The organism is Pantoea sp. M_9 (genome assembly GCF_008631385.1).
GTDB lineage: Bacteria > Pseudomonadota > Gammaproteobacteria > Enterobacterales > Enterobacteriaceae > Pantoea > Pantoea eucrina.
Map to the genome: position 1 here is coordinate 117472 of NZ_VWUF01000006.1, position 24376 is coordinate 141847.

The window sequence follows — 24376 nt, forward strand, 5'->3', positions numbered from 1 at the left end:
TTAAGTCCTCTCCGTCTTGCTCAACCACATTTCATCCATTGAGCCGCCCCGAATCTGCATCGGATAGACGTGCTCGCTGCCATCAACGGTGACATCCACAAACACCAGTCGCCCTTTTGCCAGCGTATCCAGCGCCAGCTGCAGCTTCTCTTCCAGCTCGGCCGGATGCTGGATAGCGATGCCGACATGGCCATACGCCTCAGCCAGGCGGACAAAATCGGGCAGCGACTCCATATAGGATTGTGAATGGCGTCCGGAATAGATCATATCCTGCCACTGTTTCACCATGCCGAGGAAACGGTTGTTCAGATTGAGCACCAGCACGGGCAGATCGTACTGCAGCGCTGTCGACAGCTCCTGAATGTTCATCTGGATACTGCCATCACCGGTGACGCAGATCACCGTCTCTTCCGGCAGCGCCATCTTCACGCCCAGCGCAGCTGGCAGGCCAAAGCCCATAGTGCCAAGGCCGCCGGAGTTGATCCAGCGACGCGGCTTGTCAAACGGATAGTAGAGCGCAGCAAACATCTGATGCTGTCCGACATCAGAGGTCACGTAAGCCTCGCCGCCCGTCAGACGCGCAATTGTCTCTATCACCGCCTGCGGTTTGATTTTATCGCTGCTGCGATCGAACTCCAGGCACTTACGGCTGCGCCAGGTTTCAATGTTCTGCCACCAGTCGCGCAGGCTGTCGTGCTGCTGTTGCCTTTCGCTCTGCGCCAGCAGCTCCAGCATCTGCACCAGCGTCTGTCTGGCATCGCCAACGATCGGAATATCTGCGCTGACCGTTTTTGAAATAGATGTCGGATCCACATCAATATGCATGATGGTGGCATTCGGGCAATATTTTGCCAGATTGTTGGTGGTGCGATCGTCAAAGCGTACGCCGATGCCGAAGATCAAATCGGCGTTGTGCATCGTCATGTTGGCTTCATACGTGCCGTGCATGCCCAGCATGCCGACGCACTGACGGTGCGTCCCGGGAAATGCGCCCAGCCCCATCAGCGAGGTGGTTACCGGGATGTTAAGCTGCTCAGCCAGCTGGCGCAGTTCCGCTTCGCATCCTGACGTGATCGCCCCGCCACCGGCATAGATTACCGGTTTATGCGCAGCCAGCAGCGTCTGCAGCGCGCGCTTGATCTGACCTTTATGGCCCTGCAGGGTCGGATTATAAGAGCGCATGCTGACGCTTTCCGGCCAGGCATACGGCAGCTTGTTTGCCGGATTAAGGATATCTTTAGGCAGATCGATTACCACCGGGCCAGGGCGTCCGCTGGCCGCCAGCCAGAATGCCTTTTTCAGTACAGTGGGGATCTCTTCCGTGCTCTTTACCAGAAAGCTGTGTTTGACCACCGGTCGGGAGATACCGACCATGTCACACTCCTGAAACGCATCATAGCCAATCAGCGATGAGGGCACCTGGCCTGACAGGATCACCAGCGGAATCGAATCCATATAGGCGGTTGCGATACCGGTGATGGCATTTGTCGCCCCCGGGCCAGACGTCACCAGCACCACGCCAACTTCGCCAGTTGCCCGCGCCAGACCATCTGCCATATGCACTGCGCCCTGTTCGTGACGCACCAGTACATGGTCAATTCCACCGACCGTCTGCAGCGCATCATAGATATCGAGCACTGCTCCGCCCGGATAACCGAATACCTGCTTTACGCCCTGATCGATCAACGAACGGACGACCATTTCGGCTCCTGACAACATCTCCATTTTCTGCCTCCAGGCGTCAGGAACAGCCGCGACGGGCAGCGCTGTCCAGCGCACGGTGTCGCATCTGTTCCCTTATCGCCAATTAAGATCAAAATCTTATGTTTATGCTCAGAAGAAGGAATTCATTTCCGCCTTCCAGATATCGGGAATCTACCTGAATGAATTCTTTTGAGAGTAGGACGATTACCATAACCGCAGAGCCTGCGGGCTGCAAACCGCCAGGGCCTGTGACGTGCGTTCTCTGACACGCAAGCCTCTGACGTGTCGGGTCAGGGTACGATGAATAAACTAATCGTCAGGCATAAATTCAGAGGAATATGCTGGCCTGGAGATTATTTTCAGCGAGTTGTAAGAAATATATTTTTGTTATCGCCTGCTGCTATAGCCCACAATATTTTTAACTTCTTTCTTTGCCGCGTGATTAACGTCAAAAATTGCCGGAGGCATTATATTATTCTGCCCTGCAGCCCGAGACTTGTATTTTCATCTGGCGTGAAAATTAAAATAGATAAATAAAATCAGCTGCTTAATCAAAATAATCGATTTGTAATAGCGCGCATTACATCTGACCCTGTGATGCAGTGCGCTATTTTTTTCGCGATCCTCCACAGGCGTCAATATTTCCAGCAGATCGCGCTTTTGGCGTAAGAAAAATAGCCGCTGGCTCAGGGTTGACATCACATCGCTAATCCAGTACCAATATGTACAGCACACATTTTATGGGGTCTGATTCATGTTTCGTTCTTTCCGCCTACTCGGTCTACTACTAAACGCATCCAGTTTGCGCGGTAGACTCGTGGGCGAAATCAACAACTGATTCCAACCCGCTGAAAGTTAAAAACCCGCGCCACTGCGCGGGTTTTTTTATGCTCGTTGCACCGGCGACGTTAATGCAAAAGGAAGATAACCATGAGCCAGCAAGTTATTATTTTCGATACCACTCTGCGCGACGGCGAACAGGCGTTACAGGCCAGCCTGAGTGTTAAAGAAAAATTGCAGATCGCCCTGGCGCTGGAAAGAATGGGCGTGGACGTAATGGAAGTGGGTTTCCCGGTCTCTTCACCCGGTGACTTTGAATCGGTACAGACCATTGCCCGTACGATCAAAAACAGCCGTGTCTGCGGGCTGGCGCGCTGTGTCGAGAAAGATATTGATGCCGCTTACGAATCACTGCGCGTCGCCGATGCGTTCCGTATTCACACCTTTATCGCTACCTCACCGATGCATATTGCGACCAAGCTGCGCAGCACGCTGCCGGAAGTGATTGAACGCGCGGTGCACATGGTAAAACGCGCACGCAACTACACCGATGATGTGGAGTTCTCCTGTGAAGATGGCGGACGCACGCCGATTGACGATCTCTGCCGCATGGTTGAAGCCGCCATCAGCGCCGGCGCTACCACCATCAATATTCCCGATACCGTTGGCTATACCCTGCCTGGCGAGTACGCCAATATTATCGGGCAGCTGGTTAATCGCGTGCCTAACATCGACAAAGCGATCCTTTCAGTGCACACCCATGATGATTTAGGGATGGCAACCGGCAACGCTATTGCTGCGGTACTGGCGGGCGCGCGTCAGGTTGAAGGCACGCTGAATGGTCTGGGCGAGCGTGCCGGTAACTGCGCGCTGGAAGAGGTGATCATGGCGATCAAAACCCGCCAGCAGATCATGAACGTTCACACCGCTATCAATCACCAGGAGATCTACCGCACCAGCCAGATTGTCAGCCAGATCTGCAACATGCCGATTCCGGCGAACAAAGCGGTGGTCGGCTCAAATGCGTTTGCGCACTCTTCCGGCATTCATCAGGATGGCGTGCTGAAAAACCGCGAAAACTACGAAATTCTGACGCCAGAATCGATCGGCCTGCACAAAATTCAGCTGAACCTTACCTCCCGCTCCGGACGCGCGGCGGTAAAACATCGTATGGAAGAGATGGGCTATAAAGAGGCTGACTACGACCTCGACGCGCTCTATGACGCCTTCCTGAAGCTGGCTGACAAGAAAGGTCAGGTGTTTGACTACGATCTGGAAGCGCTCGCCTTTATCAACAAACAGCATGAAGAGCCGGAATTTTTCCAGCTCAACGAATTCAACGTACAGACCGGCTCCAGCGTCACGGCAACCGCTTCAGTCCAGCTCGGCTGTGGTGAAGAGACCAAAGCGGATGCGGCTACCGGCAACGGTCCGGTTGACGCGGTCTATCAGGCAATCAATCGCATTACCGGCTTTGACGCCGAGCTGGTGAACTACAAGCTGACGGCGAAAGGCCACGGCGAAAATGCCCTGGGCCAGGTGGATATCGTAGTGAACTACAACGGACGCAAGTTCCACGGCGTAGGTCTCGCCACCGATATCGTTGAATCCTCTGCCAAAGCGATGATCAACGCACTCAACAACATCTGGCGAGCCCGACAGGTCGAAAAAGAACTGCAGCGTAAATTTAAAGAACAGAAGGAAACGGTGTAACTATGACTCACTCATATCATATTGCGGTCATGCCTGGCGACGGAATCGGCCCGGAAGTGATGGCGCAGGCGATGAAAGTGCTCGACGCGGTTCGCACCCGCTTTGGCATGCGTATCACTACCAGCGAATATGATGTTGGCGGTATCGCCATCGATCGTCACGGTGAACCACTGCCGCCTGCGACCGTAGCCGGGGCTGAGCAGGCAGACGCAATTCTGTTTGGCTCTGTTGGCGGCCCGAAGTGGGAGCATCTGCCGCCGGCTGGCCAGCCGGAACGCGGGGCGCTGCTGCCGCTGCGCAAGCATTTCAAACTGTTCAGCAATCTGCGCCCTGCCGCGCTCTATAAAGGTCTTGAAGCATTTTGCCCGCTGCGCAGCGATATTGCAGCGCGCGGTTTTGATATTCTCTGCGTACGTGAGCTCACCGGCGGCATCTATTTTGGCCAGCCAAAAGGACGCGAAGGCAGCGGTGCACACGAGCGGGCGTTCGATACTGAGATTTACCACCGCTTTGAGATTGAGCGCATTGCGCGTAACGCCTTTGAAGCCGCACGCAAGCGCCGTCATCATGTTACCTCCATCGATAAAGCTAACGTGCTGCAGAGTTCGGTGATGTGGCGCGAAATCGTGAATGAAGTGGCAAAAGCGTATCCTGACGTGCAGCTGGCGCATATGTATATCGACAATGCCACCATGCAGCTGATCAAAGATCCGTCGCAGTTTGATGTCCTGCTCTGCTCCAACCTGTTTGGCGACATTCTCTCTGATGAGTGCGCCATGATCACCGGGTCGATGGGCATGCTGCCGTCAGCCAGCCTGAATGAAGAGGGCTTTGGCCTGTTTGAACCCGCTGGCGGCTCTGCGCCAGATATCGCCGGACAAAATATCGCTAACCCGATTGCCCAGATCCTGTCGCTGTCAATGCTGCTGCGCTTCAGCCTGAACGCCGCCGACGCTGCTGATGCTATCGAACAGGCGGTCAGCCAGGCGCTGGAAGCGGGCCATCGCACCCGCGATCTGGCGGGCGACGGCCCTGCCGTCAGTACGGATGAAATGGGTAGCCTCATCGCGGGCTTCATTGCCGGAGAAAAATAAAAATGAAAAGCTTATACCAGAAGTTATTTGACGCACATGTCGTTCACGAAGCGCCCGATGAAACGCCGCTGCTCTATATTGATCGTCACCTGATCCACGAAGTGACCTCCCCGCAGGCGTTCGACGGCCTGCGCGCGCACGGCCGTAAAGTGCGTCAGCCGGAAAAAACCTTTGCCACCATGGATCACAACGTTTCAACCCAGACGAAAGATATCAATGCGTCCGGTGAAATGGCGCGGATTCAGATGCAGGAGCTGATGAAGAACTGCGACGAGTTCGGCATCCAGCTCTACGACCTGAACCATCCCTTCCAGGGCATCGTACACGTGATCGGGCCGGAACAGGGTATGACCCTGCCGGGTATGACCATCGTCTGCGGCGACTCACATACCGCCACGCACGGCGCCTTTGGTTCACTGGCGTTTGGTATCGGCACCTCTGAGGTCGAGCACGTGTTCGCCACCCAGACGCTGAAACAGGGTCGTGCGAAAACCATGAAAATCAACGTGTCGGGCGCCGCTGCGCCGGGCATTACTGCAAAAGATATCGTGCTGGCGATCATCGGTAAAACCGGCAGCGCCGGCGGCACCGGTCACGTGGTTGAATTCTGCGGCCCGGCGATTGAAGCGCTGAGCATGGAAGGCCGCATGACGCTGTGCAATATGGCGATTGAGATGGGCGCGAAAGCGGGTCTGGTGGCGCCGGATGACACCACGTTCGCCTACCTGAAAGATAAGCAGTTCGCGCCGAAAGGCGACGACTGGGAGCAGGCCGTGGCCTACTGGCGCACGCTGAAGTCAGATCCGGACGCAGTGTTCGACAGCGTGGTGACGCTGAACGCCGCCGATATTGCTCCGCAGGTCACCTGGGGCACCAATCCGGGTCAGGTGATGGCGGTGGATCAGGCGATACCCGATCCCGCCTCGTTTGCCGATCCGGTTGAGCGCGCCTCTGCTGAAAAAGCGCTGGCTTACATGAACCTGCAGCCAGGTGTGAAGCTGACCGATGTAGCTATCGATAAAGTCTTTATCGGCTCCTGTACTAACTCACGCATTGAGGATCTGCGCGCTGCCGCGGCGATTGCCAAAGGGCGTAAAGTGGCACCCGGCGTAATCGCGATGGTCGTGCCAGGTTCCGGCCCGGTTAAAGCGCAGGCGGAAGCGGAAGGTCTGGATAAAATCTTTCTTGAGGCGGGTTTTGAGTGGCGACTGCCGGGCTGCTCTATGTGTCTCGCCATGAATAACGATCGCCTGAATCCGGGCGAGCGCTGCGCCTCGACCAGCAACCGCAACTTTGAAGGCCGTCAGGGCCGTGGTGGCCGTACGCACCTGGTCAGCCCGGCGATGGCTGCCGCCGCAGCGGTCTCCGGCCGTTTTGCCGATATTCGTGAACTGACTCAGGGAGCTTAAGCGATGGCGACTAAATTTACGCAGCACACCGGTATTGTCGCGCCACTGGATGCGGCCAACGTCGATACCGATGCCATTATTCCAAAGCAGTTTCTGCAGAAGGTCACCCGCACTGGCTTCGGTGCCCACCTGTTTCACGACTGGCGTTTTGACGATGATGCCGGCACACAGCCTACCGCCAGCTTTGTGCTTAACAAGCCTGAGTTTGCCGGTGCCAGCATTTTGCTGGCGCGCGAGAACTTCGGCTGCGGCTCCTCCCGTGAGCACGCCCCCTGGGCGCTGACCGACTTCGGTTTCCATGTCGTCATTGCGCCGAGCTTTGCCGATATCTTTTACGGCAACAGCTTTAACAATCAGCTGCTGCCGGTGCGACTGAGCGAAGAGGATGTTGACGCACTGTTCCGGCTGGTTGACGCCAGTCCGGGCATGCGCTTTACGGTGGATCTGGAAGCGCAGACGGTCACGGCAGGCGATAAGATCTATACGTTTGAGATCGACAGCTTCCGCCGCCACTGCATGATTAACGGCCTGGACAGTATCGGCCTGACGCTGCAGCATGAAGAGTCGATCGCGCGCTACGAGCAGCAGCAGCCCGCTTTCCTGCGCTAATGATTAAACGCCGCTACGTCAGGTAGCGGCACGTTTTACGCGCCGGCGATCTCCGTCGCCGGCTGCACATCGCGCACGCGCGCGATCAGCAGCAGCGCCAGCACGGACATGCCCAGCGCCACCTGATAAACCGATTCATGCCCGAAGCGCTCGCTCAGGATCCCCTGCAGCAGGCCGGCTACGATCAGTCCGGTGGAGATAGAGGTGGTAAACAGCGTTGTTGCCGCGCCCGCCCGGCCGGGCATCAGATCCTGAAACCAGAGCATACCAATACCGGCGATAATGCCGATAAAAGCGGCGTTAAACAGCTGCAGCAGCATCAGCGCCGTTTTTGAGGTAAACAGCACCAGCCCGAGATAAAAGAGAATTGCCGCCACGCCCGCCATCAGCATCAGCGCGCGCTTGCCGACGCGCTTCGCGTAAAAGCCCGCCAGCAGCATAATCGGGATCTCCAGCCCGGCGGCCGTTCCCATCAGCAGGCCCGCCAGCTTTTCCGGCAGCCCCAGCGTGTTACTCATGTAGAGCGGCATATCAATAAAATACATGGTGTTACACGCCCACATGATTACTGAGGCGATAAACAGCAGCATCACCTGCGCATCTTTCCACGGGCTGACCTGCAGCAGCAGCTGCTCCGGCGTCGCCACCACGCGCGGTACCGACGGCAGGCCGCGCCAGATCAGCAGCATACTCAGTAAAAACATGCCCGCCACCACGGCGAACAGCGTGACGAAACCGAAATTAAGCGCCAGCGCAAAGGAGAGCGGCGGACCGATGACCCACGCCAGCGACAGCTGCGCCCGCATCACCGAACTGAACATTACCACTTCACGCGCTGATGCGTCCGCGTACTCCCGCGCCAGCGCAAATATCTGCGGCATTGCGACGCTGGCCAGCGCGGAGAGCAGCACGCCCAGGCTTATCAGCGTGGCGTAGTGACGGTTAAACGCAAACAGCAGCGCGTTCAGAATGGCCATCAGGCAGCAAAAGAGGATCAGATGGCGCCGGTCGCCGCGCGTGTCGGAGCGCTTTGCTACCAGCATACTGATCACAATGCCGCCGAGTGCGTTGATGGTGAAAAAGAGTCCGACCCAGAAGGGCCGTACCTGCACCTCGCGGGTCAGAAACAGGCTGAGGGTTGGTGCCTGCAGCGCACCCGCAACGCCTGCCATAAAGGTGACAGCCATAAAAGCGAGATAGACCGGATCGGGGCGGCGCTGCCGCGTTAACAGCGACTTCATGCAGAAATCCCTTTGGAAAAAACAGAAAAGAGTAGCGAAAGAGCGTAGACGATTTCACACCGCTATGAAAAAAGCCAGCAGAGAAAAATCTGCTGGCGGTGTAATTGCACCCTACTCAGAAAAAATGTGCCACACGGGCGACACAGCTGGTTGAGCGCCACCCGGATCGGGTGCCTCCCGCTCTTCCATTAGCTGGCAGTATGCCTCTATTATAGGGCAGCAAACACTGAGCGAAATCGCCACGGAGTTCCCCTTTTATGTCTTCACCTCGTCTGCAGCAGCAATTTATTCGTCTCTGGCAGCAGTGTGAAGGTCAGGATCGGGCGACAACGCTTGATGCACTGGCCAGCAGCCTGCACTGCTCACGGCGCCATATGCGCAACCTGCTTCAGGCGATGCAGCATGAAGGCTGGCTGACCTGGCAGGCTGAGGCGGGACGCGGAAAGCGTTCGCAGCTGCGCTTCCGCTGTACCGGTCTGGCGCTGCAGCAGCAGCGGGCAGAAGCGCTGCTGGAGCAGGACGGTATTGACCAGCTGGTTCAGCTGGTTGGCGACAAAGCGCAGATGCGGCAGATGATTGCTGCCCACCTTGGCCGCAGCGTGCGTCAGGGAAAACATATTTTGCGCGTGCTCTACTACCGTCCGCTGCAGAACCTGCTGCCCGCCTCGCCGCTGCGCCGCTCGGAAACGCACCTGGCCCGCCAGATCTTCAGCGGCCTGACGCGCATAAATGAGGAAAACGGGGAAATTGAACCCGATATCGCTCACCACTGGCAGCAACTCTCCGCGCAGCAGTGGCGCTTTTATCTGCGTCCGGCCATCCGCTTTCATCACGGGCGCGAGCTGGAGATGGCAGATATTCTTGATTCGCTGCAGCGCAGCGCTGCTCTGCCGCTATTTGCGCATATCTCGCAGCTGCACTCGCCGGCGCCCTGGACGCTGGATATCACTCTGACCCAGCCTGACAGCTGGCTGCCGTGGCTGCTGGGCAGCGTCAGCGCCATGATCCTGCCGCGCGAATGGCCGTCCCTGCCCGACTTTGCCCGCCAGCCTGCCGGCTGCGGCCCTTACAGCGTGGTACGTAATCAGCAGACGCAGCTGAAAATTGCCGCGTTTGACGACTACTTTGGTTACCGCGCGCTGATTGATGAAGTCTCCATCTGGGTGTTGCCGGAAGTCAGTGACGAGCTGGTCTACTCTGGCGTAAAACTGCAGGGCAGCGAGGCGGATGAGATAGCGGAAGAGAGTCGTCTGGAGGAGGGCTGCTACTTCCTGCTGTTTGACCAGCGCTCCGCCTGGGGACGCCATGCCCGGTTCCGCCGCTGGGTCAGCGACCTGCTTAATCCGGTTACCCTGCTGCATCATGCCGATCCCGGCTATCAGCGTTACTGGTTTCCTGCCTGGGGCCTGCTGCCGCGCTGGCACCATCGCCGCGATCTGCGGGCGGCGGACAAGCCGGAAGGTCTGACCCGGCTGACGTTAAGCTGGTACAGCGACCACGTCGAGCATGAAGGCATCGCCAGCGCGCTGCGTCCCTTGCTGGCGATGCAGGGGGTTGAACTGATCACGCGAGTGGTGAGCTACGAAGCGTGGTTTGCCGGCGCCGGAGAGAGTGATATCTGGCTCGGCAGCGTTAACTTCACTCTGCCGCTGGAGTACGCACTGTTTGCGCAGCTCTATGAGCTGCCGCTGATGCAGCACTGCATTCCGCTGGCGTGGCATGAGGATGCTGCGCGCTGGCGTGAAAAACGCCTGCCGCTGGCTGAGTGGGCGCGCCAGCTGGTGGATCAGGACTGGCTGCATCCGCTGTTTCACCACTGGCTGCTGCTGGAAGGCCAGCGCAGCATGCGCGGCGTACGGCTGAACACGCTGGGCTGGTTCGATTTTAAATCTGCCTGGTTTGCGCCACCTGCGTTATGACGCTTTCACGCCGTGGCGGAAATGTCTACACTAAGCCGTTCTCAACGGGGTGCCTGCGTCGTCAGGCTGAGAGAAACCCGTCGAACCTGATCCGGTTAATACCGGCGTAGGGATTTGAGATGTGCCAGCCTCAGATCCTTTGCGACTCACTCATATCCTCTCCTTAAGGAGCGCAAAGTGTTAAAGAACGTTCTGCCTGTCCTGCTGCTGTTATCTGCGCCGGTATTCGCCGCCAGACCGCTACTGACTGTCTATACCTATGATTCGTTCGCCGCTGAATGGGGCCCGGGCCCGGCGGTAAAGAAAGCGTTTGAAGCGGAGTGCGGCTGCGAGCTGCGCTACGTGGCGCTGGAGGATGGCGTCTCGCTGCTCAACCGTCTGCGCATGGAAGGGAAAAACAGTAAAGCGGACGTTGTGCTGGGACTGGATAACAACCTTCTGCAGGCGGCGGAGAAAACCGGTCTGTTTGCTAAAAGTCAGGTCGATACCGCGGCGCTGCAGCTGCCTGAGCGCTGGCAGAACGACACCTTTGTTCCCTTTGATTACGGCTACTTCGCCTTTGTATATGACAAAAACCGCCTGAAGAATCCGCCTGCAAGCCTGCAGGAGCTGGTTGAAAGCCCGGAGAAATGGCGGGTTATCTATGAAGACCCGCGTACCAGTACGCCAGGACTCGGCCTGCTGCTCTGGATGCAAAAAGTGTTTGGCGATCGCAGCGACGCGGCGTGGCAGAAGCTGGCGACGAAAACCGTTACCGTCACCAAAGGATGGAGTGAAGCGTACGGCCTGTTTCTCAAGGGCGAAGGCGATCTGGTGCTGAGCTATACCACGTCGCCCGCTTACCACATTATTGAAGAGAAGAAAGAGAACTACGCCGCTGCCACCTTCAGCGAGGGGCACTATCTGCAGGTCGAAGTCGCTGCACGGCTGGCCAGCAGCAAACAGCCGGCGCTGGCGCAGCGTTTTATGCAGTTTATCGTCAGCCCCGCTTTCCAGCAGACGATCCCCACCGGCAACTGGATGTACCCGGTGATCAAAAGCGATCTGCCGGCTGGCTATCGGGCGCTGAACGTGCCGCAAAAAGCGCTGCAGTTTTCATCGGCAGAAGTGGCTGACCAGCGCGCCGCGTGGATCAGCGCCTGGCAGCGGGCTGTCAGCCGCTGATGCCCGGCTGGCTGATACCCGGCGCGCTGAGCGCGCTGCTGCTGTGCGCCGTGGCGCTGCTCGCGCTGGGGGCGCTGCTGACGGCGGCCCCGCTGCCGGACATGCGCACACTGCTCAGTGACAGCTATCTGCATCACGTGCTGGCGTTCTCATTTGAGCAGGCGCTGCTCTCGGCACTCTGCTCCGTGCTGCCGGCCGTGCTGCTGGCGCGCGCGCTCTACCGCCGCCGCTTTCCTGGCCGCACGCTGCTGCTGCGTTTATGTGCGATGACGCTGGTGCTGCCGGTGCTGGTGGCGGTATTTGGCCTGCTGAGCGTCTACGGCCGCAGCGGCTGGCTGGCGCAGCTCTGCACGCTGCTGGGTATTCCCTACCACTTCTCTCCCTATGGCCTGCAGGGTATTTTGCTGGCGCACGTCTTCTTTAACCTGCCGCTGGCCACGCGCATGCTGCTGCAGGCGCTGGAGAGCATTCCGCCGGAGCAGCGTCAGCTGGCGGCTCAGCTTGGGCTGCGCGGCTGGAATCTGTTCCGGCTGCTGGAGTGGCCCTGGCTGCGCCGGCAGATCCTGCCGACCGCGGCGCTGATCTTTATGCTCTGCTTTGCCAGCTTCGCCACGGTGCTGGCGCTGGGCGGCGGGCCGCAAGCGACCACGCTGGAGCTGGCGATCTACCAGGCGCTGAGTTTTGATTACGATCCCGGCCGCGCCGCGCTGCTGGCGCTGCTGCAGCTCAGCTGTTGTCTGCTGCTGGTGCTGCTCAGTCAGCGCTTCAGTAAAGCGATCCCTGCCGGCAGTCAGACGCTGCAGGGCTGGCGCGATCCGCAGGATAGCGGGTTTGCACGCGTCAGCGACATGCTGCTGATTGCTCTCGCGCTGCTGCTGCTGCTGCCTCCGCTGGCGGCGGTGGTGGCCGATGGCGTGCGCGGCGGTGTGGCCGGCGCGCTGCAGCAGCCGGCGCTCTGGCAGGCCACGCTGACCTCGCTGCGCATCGCCCTTGGCGCGGGCGCACTCTGTGTGATCCTGACGATGATGCTGCTGTGGAGCAGCCGCGAGCTGCGTCAGCGCCAGCATCGGGCGAGCGCACAGGCGCTGGAGCTGAGCGGCATGCTGATTCTGGCGATGCCGGGCATCGTGCTGGCCAGCGGCTTTTTCCTGCTGTTTACCGCCACCTCCGGGCTGCCGGCGCGTGCCGACGGGCTGGTGATCTTTACCAATGCGCTGATCGCCATTCCCTACGCCATGAAAGTGCTGGAAAACCCGATGCGCGATATCACCGCACGCTATGCGCCGCTCTGCGCTTCGCTCGGTCTCTCCGGCCTCAATCGCCTGAAGCTGATTGAGCTGCGGCTGCTGAAGCGTCCGCTGGCGCAGGCGCTCGCCTTTGCCTGCGTGCTCTCGATTGGCGACTTTGGCGTAGTGGCGCTGTTTGGCAACGCCGATTTCCGCACCCTGCCCTGGTATCTTTATCAGCAGATCGGTGCCTATCGCGGTGCCGACGGTGCCGCGACCGCCCTGCTGCTGCTGCTGCTCTGCCTGTTACTTTTTACTCTGATGGAAAAACTGCCGGGACGCCATGCTGACACTCACTGATCTTACTTATCTTTATCAGCATCTGCCGATGCGTTTCAGCTTCAGCGCTCAGGCGGGCGAACGGCTGGCGATACTTGGCCCGAGCGGCGCCGGTAAAAGCACGCTGCTGAGCCTGATCGGCGGCTTTCTGCCGGTCAGCCACGGCACGCTGCTGATTAACGGCCGCGACCACACCCGCAGCGTACCGGCGCTGCGTCCGGTCTCGATGCTGTTTCAGGAGAACAATCTCTTTCCGCACCTTTCGGTGCAGCAGAATCTGGCCCTGGGTCTGCATCCGGGTCTGAAGCTCACGCGCGACCAGCAGCAGCAGCTGGGGGAGATTGCACACCAGACCGGACTGCATGATTTACTGGCGCGCTTGCCTGGCGAGCTCTCCGGCGGCCAGCGGCAGCGGGTGGCGCTGGCACGCTGCCTGCTGCGCAACCAGCCGGTACTGCTGCTGGATGAGCCTTTTTCCGCGCTTGACCCGGCGCTGCGCCGCGAAATGCTGCAGCTGGTGCGCACGGTGTGTGACGCACGCAATATCACGCTGCTGATGGTGTCGCACAGTCTGGAGGATGCGCAGCAGATTGCCGCACGCAGTCTGGTGATTGCTGATGGCCGGATCGAGTGGGATGGTGAGACGGCGGCGCTGCTTCGGGGTGAGAGCAGCAGCGCCGCGTGCCTGGGTATTACGCCAGCTTAAGCGAAGAAGACTTTCCAGAGCAGCTGCAGGAAAACAGGCATCATCGGATGAAACAGCAGCGCGATAAACGCGGCGCTGCCCGCTATGGCCATCAGCGGCGCCAGCCAGCGCAGGCGCGCTTTCGGCAGGTAGCGGGTTGCCCAGTCGCGCGTTTTGTCACTGCGCCACCAGCGCCAGAGCAGCCAGCCGCCCAGCCAGAGCAGAATCGTTACCAGCAGCAGCAGCCATTTAAAACTGTCGCCCTGCGCCTGCGGCACATCAATGGCCACACCGGCGAGGATCCCCGGCAGCAGATAGGCGGGCGGCCACAAAATACAGCCGATGATATTGGGCGGCAGAAACTTCCGCACCGGCAGCTCAAGCATACCGGCCGCCAGCGGGATCAGCGGACGTGTCGGACCGACAAAGCGCCCTACCAGCACGGTAAACATGCTGTGCTGATGCAGCGCATGCTCGGTCTTATCCAGCAGGCTTTGATACTTTTTCAGATACTTCCAGCGGTGCAGCGGCCCCTGAAACTTCCAGCCGATACCGTAGGAGATCCAGTCGCCCAGCAGGCAGCCAATCAGCCCCGCTGCCCACGCCGGATAGAGGCCAATCTGACCGCTGCCCACCAGCGCCCCCAGGCTGGCCATCAGCACGGTACCCGGCAGCAGCAGACCCACAAACGCCAGTGATTCAAGAAAGGTCACCAGAGCAACGGCGAACAGCGCGTACTCCAGCGATTGTGTAAACAGGTGTTGAATCCAGGCTTCCATAGCTATCCTCTGCGGAATATGAAGGCTGGATTGTCCTGAGCCTGCGTCAGGGCGTCAAGCTTTTCCCGCTGCGCTGCAGAGAGTTGCCGACACTGTATAAACATCCATGGTATACTGCGCATAATTTCTTCTCCGGAGTTACCGTGACAGAACCGCGCGCAGGCTATCTGCTGACCCGCCACTGGCGGGATACCCCTTCAGGCAGCGAGATCACGCTGTGGCTGGCAACCGATGCCGGACCGCAGCGGCTGGTGCTGCCCGCGCAGGAGTCAGTGGCGTTTATTCCCGAAGCGTTCCGCCGTCAGACCGAAGCGCTCATCCGCGACGAAGCCCACACCCGTCTGCAGTCGTTGACGCTGAAAGATTTCCATTGCCGTCCGGTGTTTGGCCTCTATTGCCGCAGCCATCGTCAGCTGCAGCAGCTGGAGAAACGTCTGCGGGAGAACGGCATCAGCGTTTATGAAGCCGATATCCGGCCGCCCGAGCGCTATCTGATGGAGCGCTTTATTACCGCCCCGGTCTGGTTCAGCGGCGAGCCGCGCGGTGATACTCTGATCAACGCCCGCCTGAAGCCGCATCCCGGCTACCGGCCGCCTCTGCGCTGGGTGTCGCTGGATATTGAAACCACCGAACGCGGCGAGCTTTACTGTATCGGGCTGGAAGGCTGCGGTCAGCGTCAGGTTTATATGCTGGGCCCGCCCAACGGCGACGCCAGCGCGCTCAGCTTTGAGCTGATTTACGTTGAGAGCCGCCAGCAGCTGCTGGAGCAGCTTAACGCCTGGTTCGCGCGGCACGATCCCGATGTGGTCATTGGCTGGAACGTGGTGCAGTTTGACCTGCGGGTGCTGCAAAAGCATGCCGATCGCTACGGCATTCCGCTGCGCCTCGGCCGTCAGCAGCAGCCGCTGGAGTGGCGTGAACACGGCATTAAGCCAGGCATCTTTACCGCCCAGCTCGCCGGCCGCGTCGTCATTGACGGCATTGAAGCGCTGAAGTCTGCCTACTGGGATTTCCCCTCTTTCAGTCTGGAATCCGTTGCGCGCGAGCTGCTGGGTGAAGGTAAAGCGATCAATAATCCGTGGCAGCGCATGGAGGAGATCAACTGGCGCTTTGCCCATGATAAACCCGCGCTCGCGACCTATAACCTGAAAGATTGCGAGCTGGTGACGCGCATTTTTCACCATACCGCCATCATGCCCTTTTTACTGGAGCGTGCCAGCGTTAACGGCCTGGCGCTGGATCGGCACGGCGGCTCGGTTGCGGCGTTCAGTCATCTCTATATTCCGCGTATGCATCGCGCGGGGTACGTAGCGCCCAATCAGGGCGACGTGGCGCCGGAGGCGAGTCCCGGCGGCTATGTGATGGACTCCCGTCCCGGCCTCTATGATTCAGTGCTGGTGCTGGATTACAAAAGCCTCTATCCCTCAATCATCCGTACTTTTCTGATCGATCCCGTCGGGCTGGTTGAGGGCCTGGCCCATCCGTCTGACGCAGAGTCTGTGCCTGGCTTTCGCGAAGCGCGCTTCTCGCGTCACCTTCACTGCCTGCCTGATATCGTGGCGCAGATCTGGCAGGGGCGTGAAGCCGCAAAGCGCGACGGCAATGCGCCGCTCTCGCAGGCGCTGAAAATCATCATGAACGCCTTTTACGGCGTGCTGGGCACCAGCGCCTGTCGCTTTTTTGATTCACGCCTCGCCTCCTCAATCACGCTGCGCGGCCACGCCATCATGCAGCAGACGCGGGCGCTGATTGAGGCGGAAGGGTTTACGGTGATCTACGGTGACACCGACTCCACGTTTGTCTGGCTGCAGGGCAAATATAGCGAGGAGCAGGCAGCGGCCACCGGCCAGCGGCTGACGACGCTGATCAACCGCTGGTGGCAGCAGCATCTGCAGCAGACGCTCGGCCTGACAAGCGCACTGGAACTGGAGTATGAGACGCACTTCAGCCGTTTTCTGATGCCCACCATTCGCAACGCCGAACAGGGCAGCAAAAAGCGCTACGCCGGGCTGAGCGGCAGCGGCGCGCAGCAGCGTCTGGTGTTTAAAGGGCTGGAGTCAGTGCGTACTGACTGGACGCCGCTGGCGCAGCAGTTTCAGCAACAGCTCTATGGCCGTATTTTCCGCGGGGAGCCCTGGCAGGCCTATATCCGTGAAACGGTCGCGCAGCTGATGGCCGGCCAGCTTGACGATCTGCTGGTGTATAAAAAACGCCTGCGGCGACCGCTGCATGAGTATGAGCGCAACGTTCCGCCGCACGTGCGCGCGGCGCGTCTTGCCGATGAACATAACCGCAGGCTGCAGCGTCCGCTGCAGTACCAGAAAGGCGGTTCCATCCGCTATGTGATGGCGACCGCCGGGCCGGAGCCGCTGGAGGTGCGTACCACGCCACTCGATTACGATCATTACGTGAGCAAACAGCTGCAGCCGATAGCGGATGGCATTCTGCCGTTTGTCGGCGACGACTTTGCTACACTGATTACCGGGCAGCTGGGGCTTTTTTGACAGGTGACGAACGCCCTGCCATCCAGTACCATAGCGCCCTTCCTGTATTTCAGCATGCACAACCTGACCAGACATCTGTCTGGCGCTTTGTTATTGCCTGAGAGCAGGCGAACGTCTTTAAGTCATTCAGAGAATCGAGCAAAAAATATATGGTATTTACACTGGGTCAACGCTGGATAAGTGATACGGAAAGTGAACTGGGACTGGGTACGGTCGTGGCGCTGGATACGCGCATGGTCACGCTGATGTTTCCCGCAACCGGCGAGAACCGCCTCTATGCCCGTCATGATTCTCCGGTCACCCGCGTGATTTTCAATCCGGGTGATACCGTTACCAGCCATGAAGGCTGGCAGATGCTGGTTGATGAAGTGCGGCATGAAAATGAGCTGGTGACCTACATCGGTACCCGTGCTGATACCGAAGAGAGCAACGTGGTGCTGCGCGAAGTGATGCTGGACAGCAAGCTGGTCTTCAGCAAGCCGCAGGATCGCCTGTTCGCCGGTCAGCTCGATCGCATGGATCGCTTCGCCCTGCGCTTTCGCGCGCGCAAATATCAGAGCGAGCAGTATCGCCTTGCCGTCAGCGGCCTGCGCGGCATGCGCACCAACCTTATCCCGCACCAGCTGCATATCGCACACGATGTGGGCCGCCGTCACGCGCCGCGCGTGCTGCTGGCAGATGAAGTCGGCCTGGGTAAAACCATTGAGGCGGGCATGATCATCCAGCAGCAGCTGCTGGCGGGACGCGCCGACCGCGTGCTGATCGTGGTGCCGGAAACGCTGCAGCATCAGTGGCTGGTAGAGATGCTGCGCCGCTTTAACTTGCGCTTTGCTCTGTTTGATGACGATCGTTATACCGAAGCGCAGCACGACAGCGACAATCCGTTTGAAACGGAACAGCTGATTATCTGCTCGCTCGACTTTGTGCGCCGCAATAAACAGCGTCTGGAACTGCTGGCGGATGCGGAGTGGGATCTGCTGGTCGTGGATGAGGCGCACCACCTGGCGTGGAGTGAAGCGGCACCCAGCCGCGAATATCAGGTGATTGAACAGCTGGCGGAGAACACGCCGGGCGTACTGCTGCTTACCGCCACGCCGGAACAGCTGGGGCTGGAGAGCCACTTTGCCCGTCTGCGCCTGCTCGATCCCGACCGCTTTCACGATTTCAGCCAGTTTGTCGCCGAGCAGCAGCACTATCGTCCGGTGGCCGATGCCGTCAGCTCACTGCTGGCGGACCAGGCGATCAGCAAAGATGAGATGAACCTGATCAACGAGCTGATTGGCGAGCAGGATATCGAACCGCTACTGCAGGTTGCTAACAGCGACCGCGACGGTAAAGAGGATGCGCGCAAAGAGCTGGTTTCGATGCTGATGGACCGCCACGGCACCAGCCGCGTTCTGTTCCGCAACACCCGTAACGGCGTGAAGGGCTTTCCAAAGCGCGAGCTGCAGCAGATCCGCCTGCCGCTGCCGGCGCAGTATCAGACAGCGATCAAAGTCTCCGGCATTATGGCGGCTCGCAAGTCGCCGGAGGAGCGCGCCCGGGACATGCTCTATCCCGAGCAGATCTATCAGGAGTTTGAAGGCGATAGCGGCACATGGTGGAACTTTGATCCGCGCGTTGAGTGGCTGATGGGTTATCTCACCAGCAACCGCAAAGAGAAAGTGCTGGTGATTTGTGCCAAAGCGGCCACTGCGCTGCAGCTGGAGCAGGTGCTGCGCGAGCGTGAAGGTATTCGCGCGGCGGTGTTCCATGAAGGTCTCTCCATTATTGAGCGCGATCGCGCGGCGGCGTTCTTCGCCTCGCAGGAAGAGGGCGCGCAGGTGCTGATCTGCTCGGAGATCGGCTCTGAGGGCCGTAACTTCCAGTTCGCCAGCCGGCTGGTGATGTTCGATCTGCCGTTTAACCCCGATCTGCTGGAGCAGCGTATCGGACGCCTCGATCGTATCGGTCAGCTGCACGATATCCAGATCATGGTGCCCTGGCTGGAGAAAACCGCACAGGCGGTGCTGCTGCGCTGGTATCACGAAGGACTGGACGCATTTGAGCACACCTGCCCTACCGGCCGCGCTATTTATGACGCTGAATATAATCAGCTGATTGAGTTCCTGGCGGCACCGGAAAACCCGCAGGGTCTTGATGAGTTCATCCTGAAAAGCCGTAAGCAGCACGATGCGCTGAAAGCGCAGCTGGAGCAGGGCCGCGACCGCCTGCTGGAGCTTAACTCCAACGGCGGCGAAGCGGCGATGGCGCTGGCTGATACCATTGCAGCTCAGGATAATGATACCGAGCTGGTAAACTTTGCGCTCAATCTGTTCGACATTGTCGGCATCAATCAGGAAGATCGCAGCGACAATCTGATTGTTCTGACCCCTTCCGATCACATGCTGGTACCCGATTTCCCCGGCCTGCCGGAAGATGGCTGTACGATTACCTTTAACCGTAATCAGGCGCTGTCGCGCGAAGATACGCAGTTCATTACCTGGGAGCATCCGCTGATTCGCAATGGTCTGGATCTTATCCTCTCCGGCGATACCGGCAGCTGCGCCCTGTCACTGCTGAAGAACAAGGCGCTTCCGGTCGGTACGCTGCTGGTTGAGATGATCTATGTGGTTGAGGCGCAGGCACCGAAACAGCTGCAGCTTACCCGCTTCCTGCCGCCGACGCCGGTGCGCATGCTGATGGATCGCGCGGGTAATAATCTGGCGGGCAAAGTGGAGTTTGAGAGCTTCAACCGTCAGCTTAACGCGGTTAACCGCCATACCGGCAGCAAACTGGTCAACGCCGTCCAGCAGGATGTGCATGCCATTCTGACGCAGGCGGAGCAGGCCGTGGTGCCGGAAGCGCAGGCGCTGATTGCCGCGGCGAAAGCGGAGGCGGATGAAAAGCTGAGCGCGGAGCTGTCGCGACTCGAAGCACTGCGCGCCGTCAATCCTAACATCCGTGACGATGAGGTTGAGGCGCTGGAGAGCAATCGTGCGCAGGTGCTGGCCAGCCTGAGCAATGCGGGCTGGCGTCTCGATGCGCTGCGCCTGATCGTCGTAACGCACCAGTAAGCAGGTGAGGCTGACATGCTGATGGAACCCTACAATCCGCCGTCCGAACCCTGGCTGCATATTCTGTATCAGGATGCGCACATTATGGTGGTCAACAAACCGAGCGGATTGCTGTCGGTGCCGGGCCGGCTGGAGGAGCACAGGGATAGCGTGATGACGCGCATCCAGCGTGATTTTCCGCAGGCGGAATCGGTGCATCGGCTCGATATGGCGACCAGCGGCGTGATTGTGGTGGCGCTGAACAAGGCGGCAGAGCGCGAGCTGAAGCGTCAGTTTCGCGAGCGTGAGCCGTCAAAGCACTATGTGGCGCGCGTCTGGGGCCATCCGGCAGCGGAAAAGGGCCTGATCGATCTGCCGCTGATTTGTGACTGGCCGAACCGGCCAAAGCAGATGGTAAGTCACGAACTGGGAAAACCGGCTCAGACGGAGTATGAAGTGCTGGAGTATGCCGCCGATAACAGCGCGCGCGTGCTGCTGAAGCCCATTACCGGTCGCTCACATCAGCTGCGCGTGCATCTGCTGGCGCTGGGACATCCGATCCTCGGCGATCGTTTCTATGCACATGAGGCGGCGCTGGCGATGGCAGCCCGTCTGCAGCTGCATGCGGAGTCGCTGACCATTACCCATCCGGCATTTGGCAGCAGCATGACGTTTCGTCAGCCAGCGGAGTTCTGACCTGCGTCACCCCGCCCTCTTTCCGGTCAAAAGGGCGGGATGGCCGGGCTATTTAAACCCTTTCTCTTTGCGGATCAGGTCGTACGCGGCCTGAATCTCCTGCGCTTTCTGTTTCGCCATCTCCATCATTTCCGGCGGCAGGCCTTTTGCCACCAGCTTATCGGGATGATGTTCACTCATCAGCTTGCGATAAGCGCGTTTAATGGTGGTGTTATCATCACTGCTTTTCACGCCCAGTACGCTGCAGGCGTCTTCCAGCGTGGGTCCGCGCTTCGCCTGCTGCCAGCCGCCGCCTGAGGCACCCGCGCCGCCAAACTGCTGGCCGCCTTCCATCATGCGCAGAAACTGATCGAACTGCTGGCGCGAGATCCCCAGCTCTTCGGCAATCACATACAGCACCTGCCGCTCATTCGGATGCAGAGAACCATCCGCAAATGCCGCCTGAATCTGAATTTCCAGAAACATCCGAATCAGATCGAAGCGGCCAAAACAGGCGCTGCGCAGCTCACGCAGTTTGTTACGTAGCGGATAGTCGCTCTGCTTGCCTTCACGAAAGGCGCGCTGCGCGGCAGTACGCGCTTCTCCATGCAGCTGCATACGATCCATAAACAGCGACGCAATCTGAATATCCGCTTCGGTGACGCGCCCTTTTGATTTGGTCAGATGTCCCATGACCTGAAACGTCGTGCTGAAAAACAGCATCTGCCGCGACTGATTATTGGCAAAATATCCCTGCCCTTTTACGCTGCGCACTTTATCAATCAGATGACCAATGATCAGACCCAGGACAATGCCCCAGAACCCCGCGCCTGACATCACGCCAAGCGCAAGACCAATAACTTTTCCCCAGTAGCGCATAAACTCCTCAATTCGCCATGCTTGTGGCTGAAAATTGCATTATCATACCTGTCATTTATCTCCGCGCCTAACGGCAACGCAGACAGAAAAGGATTAACGCTGGCACTACGCCGGGCGGTAAGTTAGTCTCTGTCCGGATTGTCGGCATGATGCCAGTGTCCATGGAATTATCGAAACCGCGTATGAAAAAACGTATACCTACCCTGCTGGCAACCATGATTGGTGCCGCACTTTATAGTCAGCACGCGCTGGCCGACGATTTGATGTCGCAGTGTATGCTGGGCGTGCCAAGCTACAACCGCCCGGTTATCAATGGTGACGCTAACTCCCTGCCGGTAACCATCAATTCCGATTCGGCAAAAGGCAATTATCCGGATGATGCAGTATTCACCGGTAATGTCGATGTGCAGCAGGGTAACAGCCGTCTGCGCGCTGACGAAATGCAGCTGCATCAGCGTCAGCAGGAGGGCCAGACCGCGCCGGTACGCACCGTGGATGCGTTGGGTAATGTGCACTATGACGATAATCAGGTCATCCTGAAAGGTCCGAAAGCCTGGTCCAATCTGAATACCAAAGACACCAACGTCTGGAACGGTAACTACCAGATGGTGGGACGTCAGGGACGCGGTGATGCCGACCAGATGAAGCTGCGTGGCAATAACCGGTATACCATCCTCGAAAATGGCACCTTTACCTCCTGTCTGCCGGGCTCTAACAGCTGGAGCGTGGTGGGATCAGAGGTGATCCAGGATCGTCAAGAAGAGGTGGCGGAGATCTGGAACGCGCGCTTTAAACTCGGCAATGTGCCGGTGTTTTACAGCCCTTATCTGCAGCTGCCGATCGGCGATCGTCGTCGTTCCGGTTTCCTGATCCCGAATGCGAAATATGGCAGTAATAACGGCTTCGAATTTATGCTGCCGTACTACTGGAATATTGCGCCGCAGGCGGATGCCACGCTGACGCCACACTATATGAGCAAGCGCGGTACGCAGCTGCAAACGGAGTTCCGTTACCTTACGGTGTTTGGCGCCGGCCTGATGGAGCTGGATTACCTGCCGTCCGATAAGCAGTATGAAAAAGATCGCGCGGCGCGCTCTTCTATTGAAGACGATCAGGACTCCAAACGCTGGCTCTTCTTCTGGCGCCATTCAGGCGTTTACGATCAGCACTGGCGCTTTGCGGCGGATTATACCAAGGTCAGCGATCCCTACTATTTCAACGATATCGACTCGAAATATTACAGCTCGACCAATAACTATGCGACGCAGAAATTCAGCATCGGCTACGCGGATACCAACTGGGATGCGACGCTCTCGACCAAAGATTTCCAGGTCTTCGGCAATACCAGCTCTGCCAACGTCTACCGTGCTGCGCCGCAGCTTGACGTTAACGCCTACCAGAATGATATCGGTCCGTTTGATGGCCGCGTCTATGCACAGGCGGTGAAGTTTACCAACGTCAGCAACCGGATGCCGGAAGCGACGCGTCTGCACATTGAGCCGACGCTGAATCTGCCGCTCTCCAACGGCTGGGCCAGTCTCGATACCGAAGCAAAACTGCTGGCTACGCACTATCAGCAGGACAATATCGAAAGCTATAACACCCGCTTTAATCCTGACGCCACAAACAATAACAGCAGACGGCTGAAAGATTCCGTAAACCGTACGCTGCCGCAGTTTAAAGTAGATGGCCGTCTGGTATTTGATCGCGATATGGACTGGTCGCAGGGCTATACCCAGACGCTGGAGCCGCGCGTTCAGTATCTCTATATTCCGTATCGCGATCAGAGCAACATCTATCCTTACGACTCTACGCTGCTGCAGACCGACTATACCGGCCTGTTCCGCGATCGCACCTATAGCGGTCTCGATCGCATCGCCTCCTCGAATGAAGTGGCAAGTGGCGTAACAACACGCATTTATGACAACGATCTGGTTGAACGTTTTAACGTTTCTGTAGGTCAAATCTACTCGTTTACTCCGTCGCGTACCGGCGTAAACCAGACAAATAAAGAAGATGATACCGGCAGCCTGGTATGGGCTGGCGACACGTACTGGAAAATCAGCGATCGCTGGAACGTGCGTGGCGGACTGCAGTATGACACCCGTCTCGACAACGTTTCACAGGGTAATACGGTACTGGAGTATCGCCGTGATGCCGATCGCATGCTGCAGCTGAGCTATCGCTACAGCAGCCCGGAATATGTCGCGCAGGCGCGTAACAACGCCAGCCTGATCAACAATCCGATTTATAAAAATGGCATTTCGCAGGTCGGTGCAACCGGCAGCGTACCGATTGCCGATGCCTGGTCGCTGGTGGGGGCATACTACTATGATACCCGCAACAGCCGTCCGGCAGAGCAGCTGGTAGGCGTGCAGTACAGCTCCTGCTGCTACGCTATTCGTCTGGGTTACGAGCGCAAGATTAACGGCTGGGAAAACAACGACAGTAAATATGACAACCAAATCTCATTCAACATTGAGCTGCGTGGCCTGAGTTCCAACTACGGCTTAGGCACTAATGAAATGCTGCGTCAGGGCATTATTCCCTATCAGCGCGCATTCTGATGTTGTGATGTTTGACAGGCGATCCCGCAGTGCGGAAACAATAATGGATAAAGT

17 protein-coding genes and 1 riboswitch are annotated in these 24376 nt (G+C 58.4%); of the genes, 13 read left to right on the forward strand and 4 right to left on the reverse strand.

What is annotated here, in order from left to right; translation table 11 throughout:
• On the reverse strand, positions 1–1725 hold the full coding sequence (gene ilvI, locus F3I15_RS11270; protein ID WP_150017968.1) for an acetolactate synthase 3 large subunit: 1725 nt from the start codon (positions 1723–1725) through the stop codon (positions 1–3).
• Positions 1726–2458: 733 nt separating this feature from the next.
• Between ilvI and leuL the strand changes: the two genes are divergently transcribed.
• The 5 genes from leuL (at position 2459) to leuD (ending at position 7309) form a co-directional block, all read left to right on the forward strand.
• Entirely contained in the window at positions 2459–2542 is an 84-nt protein-coding gene (gene leuL / locus F3I15_RS18455) for a leu operon leader peptide (protein WP_108569992.1), read from the forward strand.
• A 92-nt stretch (positions 2543–2634) separates the two neighbouring features.
• The gene (gene leuA, locus F3I15_RS11280) at positions 2635–4197 is read left to right on the forward strand and encodes a 2-isopropylmalate synthase (protein WP_150017969.1); all 1563 of its coding nucleotides are present in this window, start codon (positions 2635–2637) and stop codon (positions 4195–4197) included.
• A gap of 2 nt (positions 4198–4199) precedes the next feature.
• Positions 4200–5291 carry a 3-isopropylmalate dehydrogenase gene (gene leuB / locus F3I15_RS11285; RefSeq protein WP_150017970.1) on the forward strand — a complete coding sequence of 364 codons (1092 nt, stop codon included), beginning with the start codon at positions 4200–4202 and terminating at the stop codon, positions 5289–5291.
• Positions 5292–5293: 2 nt separating this feature from the next.
• Positions 5294–6700 (forward strand): 3-isopropylmalate dehydratase large subunit, encoded by a 1407-nt coding sequence (gene leuC, locus F3I15_RS11290; protein WP_150017971.1) that lies wholly within the window; start codon positions 5294–5296, stop codon positions 6698–6700.
• 3 nt (positions 6701–6703) lie between these two features.
• Positions 6704–7309: a 3-isopropylmalate dehydratase small subunit gene (gene leuD, locus F3I15_RS11295; RefSeq protein ID WP_104085543.1), complete on the forward strand. Its 606-nt coding sequence runs from the start codon at positions 6704–6706 to the stop codon at positions 7307–7309.
• A gap of 35 nt (positions 7310–7344) precedes the next feature.
• Here the strand turns inward: leuD and F3I15_RS11300 are convergent, their stop codons facing one another.
• Entirely contained in the window at positions 7345–8550 is a 1206-nt protein-coding gene (locus tag F3I15_RS11300; RefSeq protein ID WP_150017972.1) for an MFS transporter, read from the reverse strand.
• Between the two features lie 257 nt (positions 8551–8807).
• On the opposite strand from F3I15_RS11300, the gene sgrR reads away from it, so the two are divergent.
• The 4 genes from sgrR to thiQ all read left to right on the forward strand — a co-directional run bounded on the left by sgrR (position 8808) and on the right by thiQ (position 13904).
• Positions 8808–10469 (forward strand): HTH-type transcriptional regulator SgrR, encoded by a 1662-nt coding sequence (sgrR, locus tag F3I15_RS11305; RefSeq protein ID WP_150017973.1) that lies wholly within the window; start codon positions 8808–8810, stop codon positions 10467–10469.
• A 35-nt stretch (positions 10470–10504) separates the two neighbouring features.
• Positions 10505–10600: riboswitch (TPP riboswitch) on the forward strand.
• Between the two features lie 46 nt (positions 10601–10646).
• Entirely contained in the window at positions 10647–11633 is a 987-nt protein-coding gene (gene thiB / locus F3I15_RS11310; RefSeq protein ID WP_150017974.1) for a thiamine ABC transporter substrate binding subunit, read from the forward strand.
• Complete coding sequence (gene thiP / locus F3I15_RS11315) at positions 11609–13219, forward strand: thiamine/thiamine pyrophosphate ABC transporter permease ThiP (RefSeq protein WP_150018001.1); 1611 nt, start codon at positions 11609–11611, stop codon at positions 13217–13219. Before thiB ends, thiP begins: the two co-directional genes overlap by 25 nt.
• Positions 13203–13904 carry a thiamine ABC transporter ATP-binding protein ThiQ gene (gene thiQ / locus F3I15_RS11320; RefSeq protein WP_150017975.1) on the forward strand — a complete coding sequence of 234 codons (702 nt, stop codon included), beginning with the start codon at positions 13203–13205 and terminating at the stop codon, positions 13902–13904. The genes thiP and thiQ overlap by 17 nt, the downstream gene beginning before the upstream one ends.
• Here the strand turns inward: thiQ and F3I15_RS11325 are convergent.
• Positions 13901–14662 (reverse strand): DedA family protein, encoded by a 762-nt coding sequence (locus F3I15_RS11325; RefSeq protein WP_150017976.1) that lies wholly within the window; start codon positions 14660–14662, stop codon positions 13901–13903. The genes thiQ and F3I15_RS11325 overlap by 4 nt on opposite strands.
• Positions 14663–14805: 143 nt before the next feature.
• Between F3I15_RS11325 and polB the strand changes: the two genes are divergently transcribed.
• The 3 genes from polB (at position 14806) to rluA (ending at position 20897) form a co-directional block, all read left to right on the forward strand.
• Complete coding sequence (gene polB / locus F3I15_RS11330; RefSeq protein WP_150017977.1) at positions 14806–17166, forward strand: DNA polymerase II; 2361 nt, start codon at positions 14806–14808, stop codon at positions 17164–17166.
• A 149-nt stretch (positions 17167–17315) separates the two neighbouring features.
• Positions 17316–20222 carry an RNA polymerase-associated protein RapA gene (gene rapA / locus F3I15_RS11335; protein WP_150017978.1) on the forward strand — a complete coding sequence of 969 codons (2907 nt, stop codon included), beginning with the start codon at positions 17316–17318 and terminating at the stop codon, positions 20220–20222.
• Positions 20223–20237: 15 nt separating this feature from the next.
• Positions 20238–20897: a bifunctional tRNA pseudouridine(32) synthase/23S rRNA pseudouridine(746) synthase RluA gene (gene rluA / locus F3I15_RS11340; RefSeq protein WP_150017979.1), complete on the forward strand. Its 660-nt coding sequence runs from the start codon at positions 20238–20240 to the stop codon at positions 20895–20897.
• Positions 20898–20945: 48 nt separating this feature from the next.
• On the opposite strand, the gene djlA is transcribed toward rluA, so the two are convergent.
• Positions 20946–21755 (reverse strand): co-chaperone DjlA, encoded by an 810-nt coding sequence (djlA, locus tag F3I15_RS11345; RefSeq protein WP_150017980.1) that lies wholly within the window; start codon positions 21753–21755, stop codon positions 20946–20948.
• Between the two features lie 182 nt (positions 21756–21937).
• On the opposite strand from djlA, the gene lptD reads away from it, so the two are divergent.
• Complete coding sequence (gene lptD / locus F3I15_RS11350; RefSeq protein WP_150017981.1) at positions 21938–24322, forward strand: LPS assembly protein LptD; 2385 nt, start codon at positions 21938–21940, stop codon at positions 24320–24322.
• Positions 24323–24376 lie beyond the last annotated feature (54 nt).